The organism is Amycolatopsis sp. GA6-003 (assembly GCF_046267895.1).
GTDB lineage: Bacteria > Actinomycetota > Actinomycetes > Mycobacteriales > Pseudonocardiaceae > Amycolatopsis.
In genome coordinates, this window is the sequence record NZ_CP176499.1 from 986,371 (window position 1) to 1,001,527 (window position 15,157).

Consider the following 15,157-nt stretch of genomic DNA (forward strand, 5'->3'; position numbering starts at 1 on the left):
GATGACGCTCACCGACGACGAACAGCAGATGGTCGCCCTGGTCGCGGAGTTCGTGGACGAGCGGGTCCGGCCCCGGGTCCGCGAATTCGAAGCCGACGACGTCTACCCGGCCGAGTTCATCGACGAGATGAAGAAGCTCGGGTTTTTCGGGCTGCTGGCCCCGGCCGAGTACGGCGGTGTCGATGTGAGCACTGCGTGTTTCGCGCGCGTCACCGAGGAACTCGCGCGCGGCTGGATGAGCCTCGCGGGCGCGATCGGCGGGCACTCGGTCATCACCTATCTGATCAAGACATTCGGCACGCCTGAGCAGCGCGAGAAGTACTTGCCCGCCATGGCCGAAGGACGCATCCGCGCGACCATGGCGCTCACCGAACCCGGCGGCGGCAGCGATCTGCAGGCGATGCGCACCCACGCCGTGCCGGGCGACGACGGCTACACCATCACCGGGTCGAAAACCTGGATCTCCAATGCCGCGCATTCCGGCCTGATCGGGCTGCTGTGCATCACCGACCGCGACGCGAAACCCGCGCACCGCGGCATGAGCGTGCTGCTGGTCGAACCCGGGGACGGACTCACCATCTCCAAGAAGCTCCCGAAACTCGGCTACCGCGGCGTCGAAGCGTGCGAACTCGTTTTCGACGGTCAGAAGGTCCCCGCCGACGCCGTTCTCGGCGGTGAGCCGAACCGGGGTTGGGCGCACATGATGCGGGGGCTGGAAGTCGGCCGGATCCAGGTGGCCTCGCGGGCGCTGGGGGTCGGGCAGGCCGCGTTGAACGACGCCGTCCGCTATGCCCAGGAACGCGAGTCCTTCGGCAAACCCATCTGGAAACACCAGTCCGTCGGGAATCTCCTCGCCGACATGGCCACCAAGATGCGCGCCGCCCGGCTGCTCACCTTGGACGCGGCGGAGAAGCTCGACGCGGGCGAACGCGCGGATATGGAGGCCGGGATGGCGAAGCTGTTCGCGTCGGAGACCGCGATGCAGGTCGCGCTCGATGCGATCCGCGTGCACGGCGGCTACGGCTACTCGAAGGAGTACGACGTCGAACGCTACTTCCGCGACGCTCCCTTGATGATCGTCGGCGAAGGCACCAACGAAATCCAGCGCAACGTCATCGCCGCCCAGCTCATCGCCCGCAACAAGATCTGAGGGAACCCCATGACTCTCCTCGCCGGCCGGACCGCCGTCATCACCGGAGCCGCCCAAGGCATCGGACTCGCCATCGCCGAACTGTTCGTCGCCCACGGAGCCCGGGTCGTGCTGGGCGACATCGACGGCGCGGCAGCCGCGAAAGCCGCCGAGAGCTTGGACGCCGTCGGCGTTGCCTGCGACGTCACCAAGGCGTCCGATGTGGACGCTCTCCTGGCCGCGGCGCCCGCGCCGGTCGATGTGTTCGTCAACAACGCGGGCATCACCCGCGACGCGACCATGCGCACCATGACCGAGGACGACTTCGACCAGGTCATCTCCGTGCACCTCAAGGGAACCTGGAACGGCACCCGCAAAGCCGCCGCGATCATGCGCGAACGCAAGAGCGGCTCGATCGTGAACCTGTCGTCGCTGTCGGGGAAGGTCGGCATGGTCGGGCAGACCAACTACTCCGCCGCCAAAGCCGGGATCGTCGGGCTGACCAAGGCCGCGGCCAAGGAGATGGCCCACCACGGGGTCCGGGTCAACGCGATCCAGCCGGGCCTGATCCGCACCGCGATGACCGAGGCCATGCCGCAGAAAGCCTGGGACCAGAAGATGGCCGAAATCCCGATGCGCCGCGCGGGCGAGGTGGGCGAAATCGCTTCGGTGGCACTGTTTCTCGCTTCCGACCTGTCCTCCTACATGACCGGCACAGTGCTCGAGGTGACCGGCGGGCGGTTCATGTGACCAGCTGGGAACCGCACGCCGTCACCACCGCGGAACTCGTCGACCCCGCCCCGGTCACCGCGCTGGCCGCGCTCTTCGACAACGGCCTGCCCACGCCCCGGCCGGGCGACGATCTGCCGCCGCTGTGGCACTGGGTCGCCCTCCCTCGCTGGCCCGCCTCCTCCGAACTCGGCCCCGACGGACACCCCGCCCGCGGCACGTTCCTCCCGCCGATCGACCTGCCCCGGCGGATGTTCGCCGGTGGAGAAGTCCTGATACACCGCCCGCCCAAGATCGGCGAAACGGTGACCCGGAGGTCCATTGTGGACTCGGTGACGGAGAAGACCGGCCGCTCCGGACGGTTGGTGATCGTCGTGGTTCGGACCGTACTGTCCGGAGTGGACGGTGTGCCGCTCGTCGAGGAACGGCAGGACCTGATCTACCGCGAAGCGGGCGCGACCGCCTCCGAAGCCCCGGCCGAACCCGCCGGCCTCGCCGGCGCCCCGTTCCGCCGCGGCGAAGACGGGTGGGACTTCGCGACCGATCCCGCCCTGCTGATGCGCTTCTCCGCCGCCACCGCGAACCCGCACCGCATCCACTACGACTGGCCCTACGCGACCCGGGTCGAGGGCTATCCCGGCCTGGTCGTGCACGGACCGCTGATGTCGCTGGCGCTGGCCGAAGTGCTGCGCCTGGACCACCCCAGCGCGCGGGTCGCCCGGCTGGCCCACCGCAACCTGGCCCCGCTGTTCTGCGGCCAGCCCGCGCGCCTGCACACCGAACCCCGCCCCGGCGGCGCGACCCTGACCCTCCTCGGGGACGCCGGACCGCGCACCAGCCTCGAAGCCGACTACCACCAGGAAGGCACTCCCCATGCGTGACGCCGTCATCTGCGAACCCGTCCGCACCCCGATCGGCCGCTTCGGCGGTGCGCTCAAGAGCGTCCCCGCCGCCGACCTCGGCACCATCGCGCTCAAGGGCCTCCTCGATCGCACGGGCTTGCCCGCCGACGCCATCGACGACGTCATCCTCGGCCACTGCTACCCCACCGCCGAAGCCCCCGCGATCGGCCGCGTCGTCGCGCTCGACGCCGGGCTGCCGGTCACCGTCCCCGGCATGCAGGTCGACCGCCGCTGCGGCTCCGGACTGCAATCCGTGCTGCTCGCCGCGCTGCAGGTCCAGGCGGGCGCGAGCGAGCTGATCGTCGCGGGCGGCGCGGAAAGCATGTCCAACACCGTCTTCTACGCCAACGACCTCCGCTGGGGAGCCACCGGAGCAGGCGTCCACCTCCATGACTCCCTCACCCGCGGCCGCCAAACCCCCGGCGGCAAGCACTACCCCGTCCCCGGCGGCATGCTCGAAACCGCGGAGAACCTGCGGCGGCAGTACGACATCAGCCGCGAAGAGCAGGACCGGCTCGCCGCTACCTCTCATCAGCGGGCCGTCGCCGCGCAACAGTCCGGGGTGTTCGCCGAGGAGATCGTCCCGGTGCCGGTGGAGACGCGGAAGGGCACCGTCGTCGTGGACACCGACGAGCACCCCCGGCCCGACACGACCGTCGAAACGCTTGCCAAGCTCCGGCCGGTGCTCGGCAAACAAGATCCCGACGCCACCGTCACCGCGGGCAACGCCAGCGGACAGAACGACGCCGCCGCCGTCTGCATCGTCACCACCCGCGAACGAGCCGAGCAACTCGGCCTCCGCCCCCTCGTCCGACTGGTCTCCCACGGCGTGGCCGGAGTCGAGCCGAAGGTGATGGGCATCGGGCCGGTGCCCGCTTCGGCGCTCGCGCTGGAACGCGCCGGGCTCACGATCTCCGACATCGACCTCATCGAACTCAACGAAGCCTTCGCCGCCCAGGCACTCGCCTGCACCCGCGAATGGGGTTTCGGCGAAAAGGATTTCGACCGGCTCAACGTGCATGGTTCCGGGATCTCGCTGGGCCACCCGGTCGGCGCGACCGGCACCCGGATTCTCGCCACCATGGCCCGCGAAATGCACCGCCGCGAAGCCCGGTACGGGCTGGAGACGATGTGCATCGGCGGCGGTCAGGGCCTGGCCGCGGTGTTCGAGCGGGTCACGGCATGACCCGCGTTTTCGGCTCGGCGGACGAGGTGCGGGCCGCGATCGGCGAGGAAATCGGGCCGACCGAATGGTTCGCCGTCGACCAGGCGCGGATCGACGCGTTCGCCGAGGCCACCGGCGACCGCCAGTGGATCCACACCGATCCCGAGCGGGCCGCGAACGGACCGTTCGGGTCGACGATCGCGCACGGTTTCCTCACGCTGTCGCTGATCCCGTACTTCAGCGCGCAGCTGGTCCGGCTCGACTTCGGGTCCGCGCGGATCAATTACGGCCTGGGCAAAGTTCGCTTCCCGGCGCCGGTTCCGGTCGGCTCGCGGCTGCGCGCGAGCGCGTCGTTCGCCGAGGTGAAAGACGGTGCCGCCGGAGTCACCGTCACCACGCGGTACACGGTGGAACTCGAAGGCACGGAGAAACCGGCGTGTGTCGCCGAAACTTTGGTGGTCGTGGCCGGATGACCGAGTTCTGCCGTCTGGACGAAGCTGTTGCCCGCCATGTTCGCGAGGGCGACGCGCTGCACGTCATCCTGGGACACAGCCGCTGGAGCGCTCTGGTGCGCGAGATCGCGCGGCAGCACTGGCAGCGGCCGTCGCGGTTCACACTGATCATGGCCAGCCTGTCCTCGCTCGGCGCGGTGCTGTTCCGCTCCGGGTGCCTGGAGAAGGTGGTGACTGTCTACTCGGGAGACTCGTTTCCCGTGTTCACGCCGAATCCGGTGTTCCAGCAGGCCTACGCGGACGGCACGGTCGAGGTCGAGAACTGGTCGTTCCTGAGCTATATCCAGGGGTTGCGCGCCGCCGCGACCGGCGTGCCCGCGGTGGTCACCGGCTCGGTGCGCGATTCCTCGATGACCGAGAACCCCGGCTACGCGGAGGTCGACACGCCGTTCGGCCGCGTCGGGCTGGTCGCGCCGCTCACCCCGGACGTCGCGATCGTGCACGCCGCGGTCGCCGACCGGCAGGGCAATCTGGCGATCGCACCGCCGATGTTCGAGGGGTCGATCGGTGCGTTCGCCGCCCGGCGCGGAGTGCTGGCGACGGTGGAAAAGGTCGTGGACGACCTGCGTCCCTGGGCACCGTTCGTCCGTGTTCCGGCGCACCGGGTGCTGGCCGTGGTCGAGGCTCCGTTCGGGGCCCATCCCGGTGGCGTCTTCCCCGGCACCGAGGGCGCGCGGCTGCCGGTCGAGGGCTACGTCGAGGACGTCGAATTCTGGATCGCCGCCCGGGAAGCGAGCCGCTCGGAGGACTTCGACGGCTGGATCCGCGAGTGGATCCTCCTCGACCATGACACCTACCTGGCGAAACTCGGCAAACCGCGACTCGACCGGCTGACCCGCACCCTCGGGCAGCCGACGCCGCCCACCGGACGCGGCGAACACACCGGACCCGTGACGCGGCCGGAACGCGCGGCGACCTGGCTCGCCGCGCTGGTCCGGTCCCGGATCGCCGAGACCGGAGCCGACGGGGTGCTGGCCGGAGCCGGGCTGGCGAACCTCGCCGCCTGGGCGGCCGTCGAACAGGCGAAGGCGGACGGGCACGACGTCGCGCTGGCGGCCGAACTCGGCCTCTGGGACTACACCCCGACGCCCGGCGACCCGTTCATCTTCAGCTTCGCCAACTTCCCCTCGTCCTCGATGCTGCTCGACACCGAACAGGCGCTCGGGAACCTGGTGAACGGCCCGGCGACCCGGTCGATCGCCTGCGTCGGCGCGGCGGAGATCGACCGCCAGGGCAACATCAACACCACGCGCATCGAAGGCGGCCCGTATCTTGTCGGCTCGGGCGGCGGCAACGACGTCGTGACCGGAGCCGACGAAACCTACGTCGTCGGGACGATGAGCCCGCGGCGGTTCATCGAAAACTGCAGCTACGTCACCAGCCCCGGCGCGCGAGTCCGGGCAGTGGTCACCGACCTCGGCGTTCTGACCCGGCGCGACGGCGAACTCGTGCTCACCGCGATCGCGCCCGGGCCCGAGCCGCTGGCCGAACGCGTCGAGCACGTCCGCTCCCGCTGCGGCTGGGACCTCGCCGTCGCGGACGACCTGAGCGAGCTGCCCGAGGTGACCGCCGGCGACGTCCAGCAATTGCGGAAATACGACCGCGAGGGCTTGTTCCTCGGCGACGGCAGGAAAGGAACGGCATGAGCCGCTACGCACGATTCGCAAACCTGCGAGTCGACGGACCCGACGAGGACGGCGTCCTCGAACTGGTCCTCGACGCCCCGAACCTCAACGCGGTCAGCGAAGCCGCGCACGCCGACCTCGCCGACATCTGGCGCGAGTTCGACCGCGACCCCGAGGTCAAAGCCGTCCTGCTGCGCGGCGAAGGCAAAGGCTTCTCCGCAGGCGGATCGTTCGATCTCGTCGAAAAACTCGCCACCGACTTCGAAGCGCGCTCCCGCACCATGCGCGAGGCGCGCGACCTCGTCTACAACGTGATCGACTGCTCGAAGCCGATCGTCTCCGCGATCCACGGCCCCGCCGTCGGCGCCGGACTCGTCGCCGGCGTGCTCGCGGACGTCTCCGTCGTCACCGCCAACGCGAAAATCATCGACGGCCACACGCGCCTCGGCGTCGCCGCGGGCGACCACGCCGCGGTGTGCTGGCCGCTGCTGTGCGGCATGGCGAAAGCCAAGTACTACCTGATGACCTGCCGCCCGCTCAACGGCGCCGAAGCCGAACGGATCGGCCTGGTGTCGCTGTGCGTCGACGACGAAGCCGACCTGCTGCCCACCGCCCGCGAGATCGCACACGAACTCGCCAACGGCGCGCCCACCGCGATCCGCTGGACCAAGCAGAGCCTCAATCTCTGGTACCGCCAGCTCGCCGGCGGGATCTTCGACTCCTCGCTGGCACTGGAGTTCTACGGCTTCGGCGGGCCCGAGGTGCACGAAGGCCTCGCCTCGCACCGGGAACGCCGCAAGCCGGACTTCTCCCGGGTGCACGACGCATGAACCCCGCACTGCTGGCCGGACTCCGGGTCGTGGAACTGTCCGCCTACGTCGCGACCCCGCTGTGCGGACTCACCCTCGCTCAGCTCGGCGCGGACGTCGTCCGGGTCGAACCGCTCGGCGGCGCCGCCGACCGCACCCGCTGGCCGCTCTCCGACTCCGGGACCAGCCTCTACTGGTCCGGACTGAACAAGGGGAAACGCGCGATCGCGGTCGACCTGGAGTCCGAAGTGGACCGCCGCCGGGTGGCCGACCTGATCGTCGACGGCGGCCCGTGCGTGGTCGTGACCAACACCGAACGGCACGCCGACCTCGGCTACGAGGCGCTGAGCGAGCGGCGGCCGGACCTCATCCACGTCCTGCTCACCGGCCGAGCCGACGGCGGCGCCGCGGTCGACTACACCGTGCAGGCCGCCACCGGCTTCCCGCTGCTCACCGGCACCGGACCCGAACCGGTCAACCACGTCCTGCCCGCGTGGGACGTCTGCGCCGGGCTGTACCTGGCCGTCGGCCTTCTGGCCGCCGAACGGCACCGGCAGGTCACCGGCGAGGGCCGGTCGATCCGGGTCGCGCTGGAGGACGTCGCGCTCGCTACCGCCGGAAACCTCGGCTATCTCGCCGAAGCCCAGCTCACCGACCACTCGCGCACCAAATCCGGCAACGAAATCTACGGCACCTACGGCGACGACTTCGAAACCGCCGACGGCGTCCGCGTGATGATCGTCCTGCTCACCGAACGACACTGGCACAAAATGCTCGCCGCGACCGGACTGTCCGACGCCTTCGCCGGACTGAGCCAAACGCTCGGAATCTCGTTCGCCACCGAATCCGACCGCTACCAGCACCGGGACGTGATCACCCCGCTGCTGGCCCGGTGGTTCGGGCAGACGCCGTACGAGGAAGTGGCGGAAGCACTGACCCGGCACCGAATCCTGTGGGAACGCTACCGAAGCTTCGCCGAACTCGGCCGCGACGGCGGCGCGGCACTACGGGAACTGGCACTGTTCAGCGAAGTCGACCAGCCCGGCGCGGGACCACATTGGGCCCCGAAATCGCCGATCCAGGTCAACGGACACCGGCTGGCGCCCCAGCCCGCGCCGGAAGTGGGACAGCACAACGACGAGGTACTGCCGACCTCCGCAAGCCGGTGAAGCAGCAGCGCGCACCGCAACACTCGGCGGGACCAGCCGGACCCGGTCAGCAAGCTGGCGGGCGAGCCAAGGCAGCCTCTCGGACTAGCCAGCACCCGACCGGCCCGTCTGCCCCAGCTGGTGCCGCACCCGAGCGACGAGCCCTTCTCTCCACCGGACACCTGCCGTGCCGAACGAACTCTGCCTGACTGCTTGCCGCCACGGGCTCGTTGCCGGAGGGAACTCGATCCGGGAAACGCCTCCGCCGCAGTGCATCCCCTCTTCCATATATAATGTTATATTCGTGAAGTGACCATGGCCTTCTTCACCGCGGAACCCGGCCCGGACGGCGAGATCCTGCACCCGCTCCCCGAAGCACGCGCGAGCTGGGGCGGCGGCGCGCAGCTGCGCGGGATGGCGACGAGCGGAGCGCTCGCGCGAGCCGCCGAACGGATCGTCGCACCGGGACTTCTCCGCCCTGTCCGCTGGACTGTCGACCTGCTCCGCCCGGCCGGGTATGTCCCCGCTGCCGCCCGTGCGGAGGTCGTGCGGCGCGGGCGGAGGCTCTGCCTGGTCGAAGCGACGCTGTGGCAAGGGGACGTCCTCGTCGGGAAGGCTTCCGGGCTCTTCCTCGCCGGCGGCTCCCCCTCGGTCGGCACCGCGTGGGCTCCGGAACGCTGCTCCGCGCCGCCTCCGCCGGACGTGTCCCCCGCGACGGACGAACCCCGGGTGTTCCACAGCGACGGAGTCGGCTGGACGGGATCGCCCGATCCCCATCAGAACGCCGCGCGCAAAACCCTCTGGGTGTTCCCGCAGGAGATCGTGCGCGGGGAACGGCCCACCCCGTTCCAGCACGCGGCCACCGTGGCCGACCTGGTGAATCTCGTGACGAACTGGGGAGACGCCGGCCTCGAGTTCATCAACGCCGACCTCACCCTCTCGCTCGGCCGCGCGCCCGCGGCCGACCTGCACCTGGGCCTCGCTGCCGGGCAGCGCGTGGAGCACGACGGCGTCGTCGCTTCGACCGCGACGCTCTTCGACCGGGAAGGGCCGCTCGGCACTGTCAGCGGCAGCGCGCTGCTCGCCGCCGCGCCGGTGGATCCCCGGCGGGTCGGCGCGCCGGAGAGCCTGCCGCCCGTGCCACGATGACCTGCCCTTTGTATATGATGTTATTTCTTGGACGGCACGAGACGGCGTCCGACTGACGGCAAGGTCCCTCGAAATCGCTTCGAGGCAGCGGGAAGGTGGCACGTGGCTGACGAACTGGCCCGGCTGCGCAGCGGCGACCGCCGCCAGCAGCTGCCCGAGGAAGTGGCGACTTACGTCCGGGAACTGATCATGTCCGGCAAGGTCAAACCGGGCGAGTTCCTGCGCACCGAACCGATCGCCGAAGCGGTCGGGGTGAGCAACACCCCGGTCCGCGAGGGACTGCTCTCGTTGCGCAGCGAGGGTTTCGTCGAACTCGTGCCGCGGCGCGGGTTCGTCGTCGCCCCGGTGTCGCGCCAGGACGTGCGCGACCTGTTCTGGGCCCAGGCGCAGTTCTCCGCCGAACTGGCCGCGCGCGCCGCCAAGAAGATCACGCCGGACCAGGTCGCCCGGCTCGAAGCGATCAACGAGGATTTCGAGAAGGCCGCAGGCGCCGGCGACGACGAAGCCATCACCCGGCTCGGCCACGAGTTCCACCGCCAGCTCAACCTGGCCGCCGACTCCCACCGGCTCACGCTGCTGCTCAGCTCCGTGGTCAAGCACCTGCCGAACCGCTTCTACGCCGCGATCGAAGGCCACGTCGACCACACTCTCGCCGACCACGCCGAACTCGTGCAGGCCCTGCGCGGCCGCCACGCCCGCAAAGCCCGGACGATCGCGGAGCGGCACATCCTCGACGGGGCCGACAACGTCGTCCGGATGCTCGAAGAGCGCGGTCTCTGGGCAGACGAGGCCGAATAGTCCGCACCGGGCAAAAGGCCGGGCTCCCGCGGGAGCCCGGCCTTTTGCCGACCGGCGCGAAGCCGTCAGGCTTTCGCCGCGATCGCCTCGGCCTGCGCGACGATCCCCTCCGCGGTCTTCACGTGCGCGATGTCGACGTGCTGGCCTTCGAAGTCCACCGCCGCGCTGCCCGCGGCCTCGGCCGCGCGGAACGCCTCGATCAGCCGGCGCGAGTGGTCGACCGCCTCGGGCGCCGGCGTGAACACCTCGTTGGCGATCGCCACGTGCGAGGGGTGGATGCACACCATGCCGCGGTAGCCGAGCTGCTTGTTGTCCACGCAGAACTGGCGGGCGCCGTCCAGGTCTCGGATGTCCTGCCAGACCCCGGCCACCGGGTGGTGCAGCCCGGCCGCGCGGGCGGCGAGCACGATCCGGCTGCGCAGATAGAGCGTCTCCAGCCCGGCCGGAGTGAACTCGAAGCCCAGTTCACGGCCGACGTCGGCGCTCGGGCCGGTCGCGCCGAGCAGACTCGCGACCCGGGGCGTCGCCGCCGCGATCTCCTCGCAACGCGCCATCGACGCCGCGGTCTCGTAGCTCACGATCAGCCCGACGCTCCCGGCCGGCAGCCCTTCGCGCGCCTCGATGTGCGACACGACCGCGTCGATCCGCACCAGTTCCTCGGCGTCGAACACCTTCGGCAGGAACAGCCCGGCCAGTCCGGGCCGGATGACCGCTTCCAGGTCCGCGCCCTGCAGGCCGCTGACCGACGCGTTGGGCCGCACCCAGAGGTCCGGGCGAATGCCCTGGGCGTGCAGCCGGTCGATCGTCTCCGCGACAACCGGGCGCGCCTCGTCCTTGCTCGCGGCGGGCACGGAGTCCTCGAGGTCGAGGATCAGCGCGTCGGCGCCCGACGCGAGACCCTTGTCGGCCCACGAAGCCTTGTGGCCGGGCACGAAAAGCATGGAACGGTACGGCTTCATCAGTGTTCTCCAGTTGTCGGTCAGGATTCGTACAGGACGCCGGTCGCGAACAGCTTTTCGACGTCTTCGGCCGCCAGCACCTCGCTCGCGATCGCACGGGAATCGGCGCCCACCTTCGGCGCGACGGGAGAGCGGTCCGGGCGCTCTCCGCCGAACGTCCACGGCGGGCGCAGCAGCGCGAGACCGTCCGGCTGGCGGTCGGCGAGGTCCAAATGCCGCACTTGCGGGTGGTCGAGGTAGCCGGTCATGGACAGCACCGGAGCGAACGGCACGTCGTGTTCGGTCAGCACGCGCTCCCAGTGCTCCTTGGGCTTGCGCGCGAACTCCGCCTCGACGACCGGGACCAGCTCGAAGTAGTTCGCCTCGCGCGCCCGGTACTCGGCGAACCGCGGGTCCTCCAGCAGGTCGGTGCGCTCCAGAGCCCGGCACAGCGACTGCCAGAACTTCTGCGACGACGACAGGTGCACCGCGAGGTACTCCCCCGTCGAAGTGGGCACGCAGAAGTTCTGCGCCTGCGGATGCCGGCTCGTGCGGCTGGGGTCGTGGCCGAGTTCGAAGGCCTGGGTGATCCCGTCGGCGGTCAAGGTGCTGACCGCTTCCATGATCGAGGTTTCCATGCGCTGCGGCTGTCCGGTCTTCAGCCTGCCGACGAGCGCGGCGAGCACGCCGGCCGCCGTGGTCAGGCCGGTGACCAGGTCCGCGCTCAACCCGCCCGCCAGCTGCGGCCGCCCCTCGTCGCTGAACAGCGAGTAGAGGCCGCCGAATGCGTGCCCGATGGTGTCGTAGGCGGGCCGGTCGGCCAGCGGCCCGGTGGAGCCGAACCCGGTCACCGAGCCGTAGACCAGGTCCGGGCGCAGCGCCCGGCAGTCCTCCGGGCCGAGGCCCATCGCGGCGAGCTTGCCGGGGCGGAGGTTCTCCAGCAGCACGTCGAAGCGCGGCACCAGCGCCTTGACCAGGTCGGCCCCTTCGGCCGTCTTGAGGTCGACCGACAGGCTCCGCTTCCCCGCGTTGTACTGGCGGAAGTACGGGCTGCCGTCGTTCATCCGCCGCCGGAAGTCCTCGCCGAGGACCGGCTTCTCCACCTTGACGACCTCCGCGCCGAGGCCGCACAGCATCGAGGTCCCGAACGGGAGCGAGATGTAGCCCCCGATCTCCAGGATCCGGATGCCGTCGAGTGGCTTGTGCTGCATGTCGCCCGCCTTCGTTCAGGGGTGGGTCTAGATAATATTTTATATTATTCAACGGTGTGCGCGTCAACCCGCCGGAGCGAGACCCTGGTCTAGATATTTTATATTACGTATGCTTCCGGGAGACTTCCCCGGAACGGCAAGGAGCGTGCACTGATGCCCGCGCAACCCCCGCTGTGGCAAGGCCACTACGACAAGCTCTTCCTCGACGGCAAGTGGGCGGCGCCCGCGTCCGGCCGGGTTTTCGACGTGGTCTCCCCCTCGACCGAAGAGGTCCTCGCCCAGGTCGCCGAGGGCGGCGAAGCGGACATCGACACCGCCGTCTCCGCCGCGCGGCACGCGTTCGACCACGGTCCGTGGCCCCGGATGCCGCTCGACGAGCGCATCGCCGCGCTGCGCAAGCTCAGCGCCGCACTCGCCGAACACGAAACCGAGATCGCCCGGCTCGTGAGCGCCGAGATGGGCTGCCCCATCACGCTGTCGACCAAGATGCAGGCGATCGGCCCCCGGCTGCTCCTCGACGCGTTCCTCGACCTCGCCCCGGACTACCCGTGGCAGGACACCCGCCGCTCGGCGACCGGGCACGCGCTCGTCACGCGCGAGCCGGTCGGCGTGGTCGCCGCGATCGTGCCGTGGAACGCGCCGCTGCTGATCACGATGATCAAACTGGCCCCCGCGCTGCTGGCCGGGTGCACCGTGGTGCTCAAACCGTCCCCGGAGACGCCGCTGGACGCGTACCTCCTCGGCCACCTGCTGGACACGATCGGGCTGCCCGGCGGGGTGGTCAACATCGTTCCGGCGGACCGGGAAGTCAGCGAGTACCTGGTCCGGCACCGCGGCGTGGACAAGGTGTCGTTCACCGGGTCCACCGCGGCCGGACGCCGGATCGGCGCGCTGTGCGGCCAGGACCTGCGCCGGTGCACGCTCGAACTCGGCGGGAAGTCCGCGGCGGTGCTGCTCGGCGACGCCGACCTCGACGCCGCGATCGCCGCCGTCCGCGCCGTCTCGCTGCGCAACACCGGCCAGGTCTGCAGCAACAAGACCCGCATCGTCGTCGCCCGCTCGCTCCGGGACGAACTCCACGACCGGCTGGTGGACCTCATCGGGTCGATGCCGGTCGGCGACCCGTTCGACCCGGCGACGGAGATCGGGCCGCTCGCCAGCGCGGCCCAGCGCACCCGTGTCGAGGGCTATCTGGCCGACGGCAAGGCGTCCGGCGCGTCGCTGCTGATCGGCGGCGGACGGCCGGAAGGGCTCGAGCGCGGCTGGTACGTCTCCCCCGCTGTCTTCGCCGACGTCGACCCGGACGCGAAGATCGCCCAGGAGGAGATCTTCGGCCCGGTCCTGACCGTCCACACCTTCGACACCGAGGAGGAGGCGGTCGCCATCGCCAACAATTCCGACTACGGCCTCAACGGGTCGGTGTTCTCCGCCGATCCCGAGCACGCGCTGGCCGTCGCCCGGCGGATCCGCACCGGCACCGTGGAGGTCAACGGCAACCCGGTCGGCTTCACCGCGCCGATCGGCGGCTTCAAGAACAGCGGCATCGGCCGCGAGGCGGGTCCGGAGGGCTTCGACGCCTACGTCGAACTCAAGTCCTACGGCCTGCCCCTCTCCTGAAAGGCAACCACAGTGAGCACCTTCTCCCCGGTCGAAGAAGCAGCCGCCCGGCTCGTGACCGACCTGACCTTCGACGCGATCCCGGCCGAGGCCCTCGCCGGGGCCCGCAGGCTGCTGCAGGACCAGCTCGCTCTCCAGGTCGGCAGCGCGGCTCTGCCGTGGAGCCAAGCCGTGCTCGACGTGACGCGGGCTTCGCACGCCCCGGGAACCGCGCATGTCGTCGCGAGCGGCGACGCGATGAGCGCGGCCGACGCGGCGTTCGTCAACGCGACGTTCGGGCACGGCTTCGAATACGACGACGCGCATCGCGCCAGCTCCGCGCACCCGGGCAGCTGCGTGGTCTCGGCGGCGCTGGCCGTCGGCGAAGAACTCGGCGCCGACCTGCGCGACGTGCTCGCCGCCGTCGTCGCGGGCTACGAGGTCTACACCCGGATCGGCACGCTGGCGAATCCGGACCTGCTGATCCGCGGGTTCCACCCGCACGGCCTGCTGTCCGCCTTCGGGGCCGCCGCGGTGGTCGCCAAGCTGCGCGGTTTCGACGCGGAGACCACCGGACACGCGCTGTCGATCGCGCTCAGCCACGCGTCCGGCACCACCGAGTACACCTCCGGCGGCGGGTCGATCAAACGCGTGCACTCCGGCATCGGCACCCGGAACGGCATCCGCGCGGCAGAACTGGCGGCCGCCGGGATCACCGGCCCGACGACCTTCCTCACCGGCGGCAAGGGGTTCTTCCGCGCCTTCGCCGGGCTGGACGTCGGCGAGGACGCCGCAGTCCATTTCGGACTCGACCGCACCTTCGAAATCTCCCGCGTCTGGCTCAAGCCCTACTGCTGCTGCGGCATCAACCACGCGTACGTCGACGGCGCCCGGCAGCTGACCGGGAATCCGGACCAGGTCGAGTCCGTCTTGCTGGGCATCCAGACCGGCGGCGACGTCATCATCGGCAACCAGAACCGCCACGCGTACGCCCCGACGATCATCGAGCACCTGCAGTACAGCCTCCCCTTCCAATTCGCGCTCTCGATGCTCGGCCGCGGCAACGGCTTCTCGACGCATCAGGCATACCTGGCCGGGCAGCTGGATCTGAGCGAGGACAGCGACGTCGCCGCGCTGGCCCGCAAGGTGAAGATCGAGGTGCGACCCGACCTGGACGAGCAGTACGCCGGACGCTGGGTCGCGGACCTGACCGTGTCCTATCGGGACGGCGCCGCCGAGCACGTGTTCGTGGACAATCCGGTCGGCACCGCGGAAAACCCGATGTCGCAGGCGGATCTGGACGCGAAGTTCCACGACGTGCTCTCCTCGGCGCTGCCCGAGGACCGGCGGACCGAACTTCTGCGCGCGATCAAGGAAGGCGACCTCGATCAGCCCGTCGCCGAATTCGCCAAGCTGCTCCGGCTCTGAGCGGACGAAAGCGCCGAC

The 15,157-nt window shown here is 70.2% G+C and carries 14 protein-coding genes; 12 read left to right on the forward strand and 2 right to left on the reverse strand.

What is annotated here, in order from left to right:
- Window position 1: 1 nt before the first annotated feature.
- The 10 genes from F9C12_RS04620 (at window position 2) to F9C12_RS04665 (ending at window position 9,966) form a co-directional block, all read left to right on the forward strand.
- Complete coding sequence (locus tag F9C12_RS04620; RefSeq protein WP_409464886.1) at window positions 2-1,150, forward strand: acyl-CoA dehydrogenase family protein; 1,149 nt, start codon at window positions 2-4, stop codon at window positions 1,148-1,150.
- A gap of 9 nt (window positions 1,151-1,159) precedes the next feature.
- Window positions 1,160-1,879: a 3-oxoacyl-ACP reductase FabG gene (gene fabG / locus F9C12_RS04625; protein ID WP_409180712.1), complete on the forward strand. Its 720-nt coding sequence runs from the start codon at window positions 1,160-1,162 to the stop codon at window positions 1,877-1,879.
- A complete protein-coding gene (locus F9C12_RS04630) occupies window positions 1,876-2,739 on the forward strand; it encodes a MaoC family dehydratase N-terminal domain-containing protein (protein WP_409464887.1) in 864 nt (287 codons plus the stop codon). The genes fabG and F9C12_RS04630 overlap by 4 nt, the downstream gene beginning before the upstream one ends.
- Window positions 2,732-3,946: an acetyl-CoA C-acetyltransferase gene (locus tag F9C12_RS04635; protein ID WP_409464888.1), complete on the forward strand. Its 1,215-nt coding sequence runs from the start codon at window positions 2,732-2,734 to the stop codon at window positions 3,944-3,946. Before F9C12_RS04630 ends, F9C12_RS04635 begins: the two co-directional genes overlap by 8 nt.
- Window positions 3,943-4,398, forward strand: a complete 456-nt coding sequence (locus F9C12_RS04640) for a MaoC family dehydratase (protein ID WP_409464889.1) — start codon at window positions 3,943-3,945, stop codon at window positions 4,396-4,398. The genes F9C12_RS04635 and F9C12_RS04640 overlap by 4 nt, the downstream gene beginning before the upstream one ends.
- Entirely contained in the window at window positions 4,395-6,083 is a 1,689-nt protein-coding gene (locus F9C12_RS04645; protein ID WP_409464890.1) for a CoA-transferase, read from the forward strand. The genes F9C12_RS04640 and F9C12_RS04645 overlap by 4 nt, the downstream gene beginning before the upstream one ends.
- The gene (locus tag F9C12_RS04650) at window positions 6,080-6,892 is read left to right on the forward strand and encodes an enoyl-CoA hydratase/isomerase family protein (RefSeq protein WP_409464891.1); all 813 of its coding nucleotides are present in this window, start codon (window positions 6,080-6,082) and stop codon (window positions 6,890-6,892) included. The genes F9C12_RS04645 and F9C12_RS04650 overlap by 4 nt, the downstream gene beginning before the upstream one ends.
- Window positions 6,889-8,040: a CoA transferase gene (locus F9C12_RS04655; protein WP_409464892.1), complete on the forward strand. Its 1,152-nt coding sequence runs from the start codon at window positions 6,889-6,891 to the stop codon at window positions 8,038-8,040. The genes F9C12_RS04650 and F9C12_RS04655 overlap by 4 nt, the downstream gene beginning before the upstream one ends.
- 294 nt (window positions 8,041-8,334) lie before the next feature.
- On the forward strand, window positions 8,335-9,168 hold the full coding sequence (locus F9C12_RS04660; protein ID WP_409466966.1) for a thioesterase family protein: 834 nt from the start codon (window positions 8,335-8,337) through the stop codon (window positions 9,166-9,168).
- A 102-nt stretch (window positions 9,169-9,270) separates the two neighbouring features.
- The gene (locus F9C12_RS04665; protein WP_409180719.1) at window positions 9,271-9,966 is read left to right on the forward strand and encodes a GntR family transcriptional regulator; all 696 of its coding nucleotides are present in this window, start codon (window positions 9,271-9,273) and stop codon (window positions 9,964-9,966) included.
- A gap of 65 nt (window positions 9,967-10,031) precedes the next feature.
- On the opposite strand, the gene F9C12_RS04670 is transcribed toward F9C12_RS04665, so the two are convergent.
- Complete coding sequence (locus F9C12_RS04670; protein WP_409464893.1) at window positions 10,032-10,925, reverse strand: HpcH/HpaI aldolase/citrate lyase family protein; 894 nt, start codon at window positions 10,923-10,925, stop codon at window positions 10,032-10,034.
- A 20-nt stretch (window positions 10,926-10,945) separates the two neighbouring features.
- Window positions 10,946-12,115 (reverse strand): CaiB/BaiF CoA transferase family protein, encoded by a 1,170-nt coding sequence (locus F9C12_RS04675; RefSeq protein ID WP_409464894.1) that lies wholly within the window; start codon window positions 12,113-12,115, stop codon window positions 10,946-10,948.
- Between the two features lie 153 nt (window positions 12,116-12,268).
- Here F9C12_RS04675 and F9C12_RS04680 point away from each other — a divergent pair, with 153 nt between their 5' ends.
- Both F9C12_RS04680 and F9C12_RS04685 read left to right on the forward strand, forming a co-directional pair.
- On the forward strand, window positions 12,269-13,732 hold the full coding sequence (locus F9C12_RS04680) for an aldehyde dehydrogenase (protein WP_409464895.1): 1,464 nt from the start codon (window positions 12,269-12,271) through the stop codon (window positions 13,730-13,732).
- A gap of 12 nt (window positions 13,733-13,744) precedes the next feature.
- Complete coding sequence (locus F9C12_RS04685) at window positions 13,745-15,139, forward strand: MmgE/PrpD family protein (protein WP_409464896.1); 1,395 nt, start codon at window positions 13,745-13,747, stop codon at window positions 15,137-15,139.
- Window positions 15,140-15,157 lie beyond the last annotated feature (18 nt).

Excerpts from the sequence above, each read along its gene's own strand:
- F9C12_RS04620 (WP_409464886.1), top strand. The coding sequence starts at position 2 with ATGACGCTCACCGACGACGAACAGCAGATGGTCGCCCTGGTCGCGGAG.
- fabG (WP_409180712.1), top strand. The coding sequence starts at position 1,160 with ATGACTCTCCTCGCCGGCCGGACCGCCGTCATCACCGGAGCCGCCCAA.
- F9C12_RS04635 (WP_409464888.1), top strand. The coding sequence starts at position 2,732 with ATGCGTGACGCCGTCATCTGCGAACCCGTCCGCACCCCGATCGGCCGC.
- F9C12_RS04640 (WP_409464889.1), top strand. The coding sequence starts at position 3,943 with ATGACCCGCGTTTTCGGCTCGGCGGACGAGGTGCGGGCCGCGATCGGC.
- F9C12_RS04645 (WP_409464890.1), top strand. The coding sequence starts at position 4,395 with ATGACCGAGTTCTGCCGTCTGGACGAAGCTGTTGCCCGCCATGTTCGC.
- F9C12_RS04650 (WP_409464891.1), top strand. The coding sequence starts at position 6,080 with ATGAGCCGCTACGCACGATTCGCAAACCTGCGAGTCGACGGACCCGAC.
- F9C12_RS04655 (WP_409464892.1), top strand. The coding sequence starts at position 6,889 with ATGAACCCCGCACTGCTGGCCGGACTCCGGGTCGTGGAACTGTCCGCC.
- F9C12_RS04660 (WP_409466966.1), top strand. The coding sequence starts at position 8,335 with ATGGCCTTCTTCACCGCGGAACCCGGCCCGGACGGCGAGATCCTGCAC.
- F9C12_RS04670 (WP_409464893.1), bottom strand. The coding sequence starts at position 10,925 with ATGAAGCCGTACCGTTCCATGCTTTTCGTGCCCGGCCACAAGGCTTCG.
- F9C12_RS04675 (WP_409464894.1), bottom strand. The coding sequence starts at position 12,115 with ATGCAGCACAAGCCACTCGACGGCATCCGGATCCTGGAGATCGGGGGC.
- F9C12_RS04680 (WP_409464895.1), top strand. The coding sequence starts at position 12,269 with ATGCCCGCGCAACCCCCGCTGTGGCAAGGCCACTACGACAAGCTCTTC.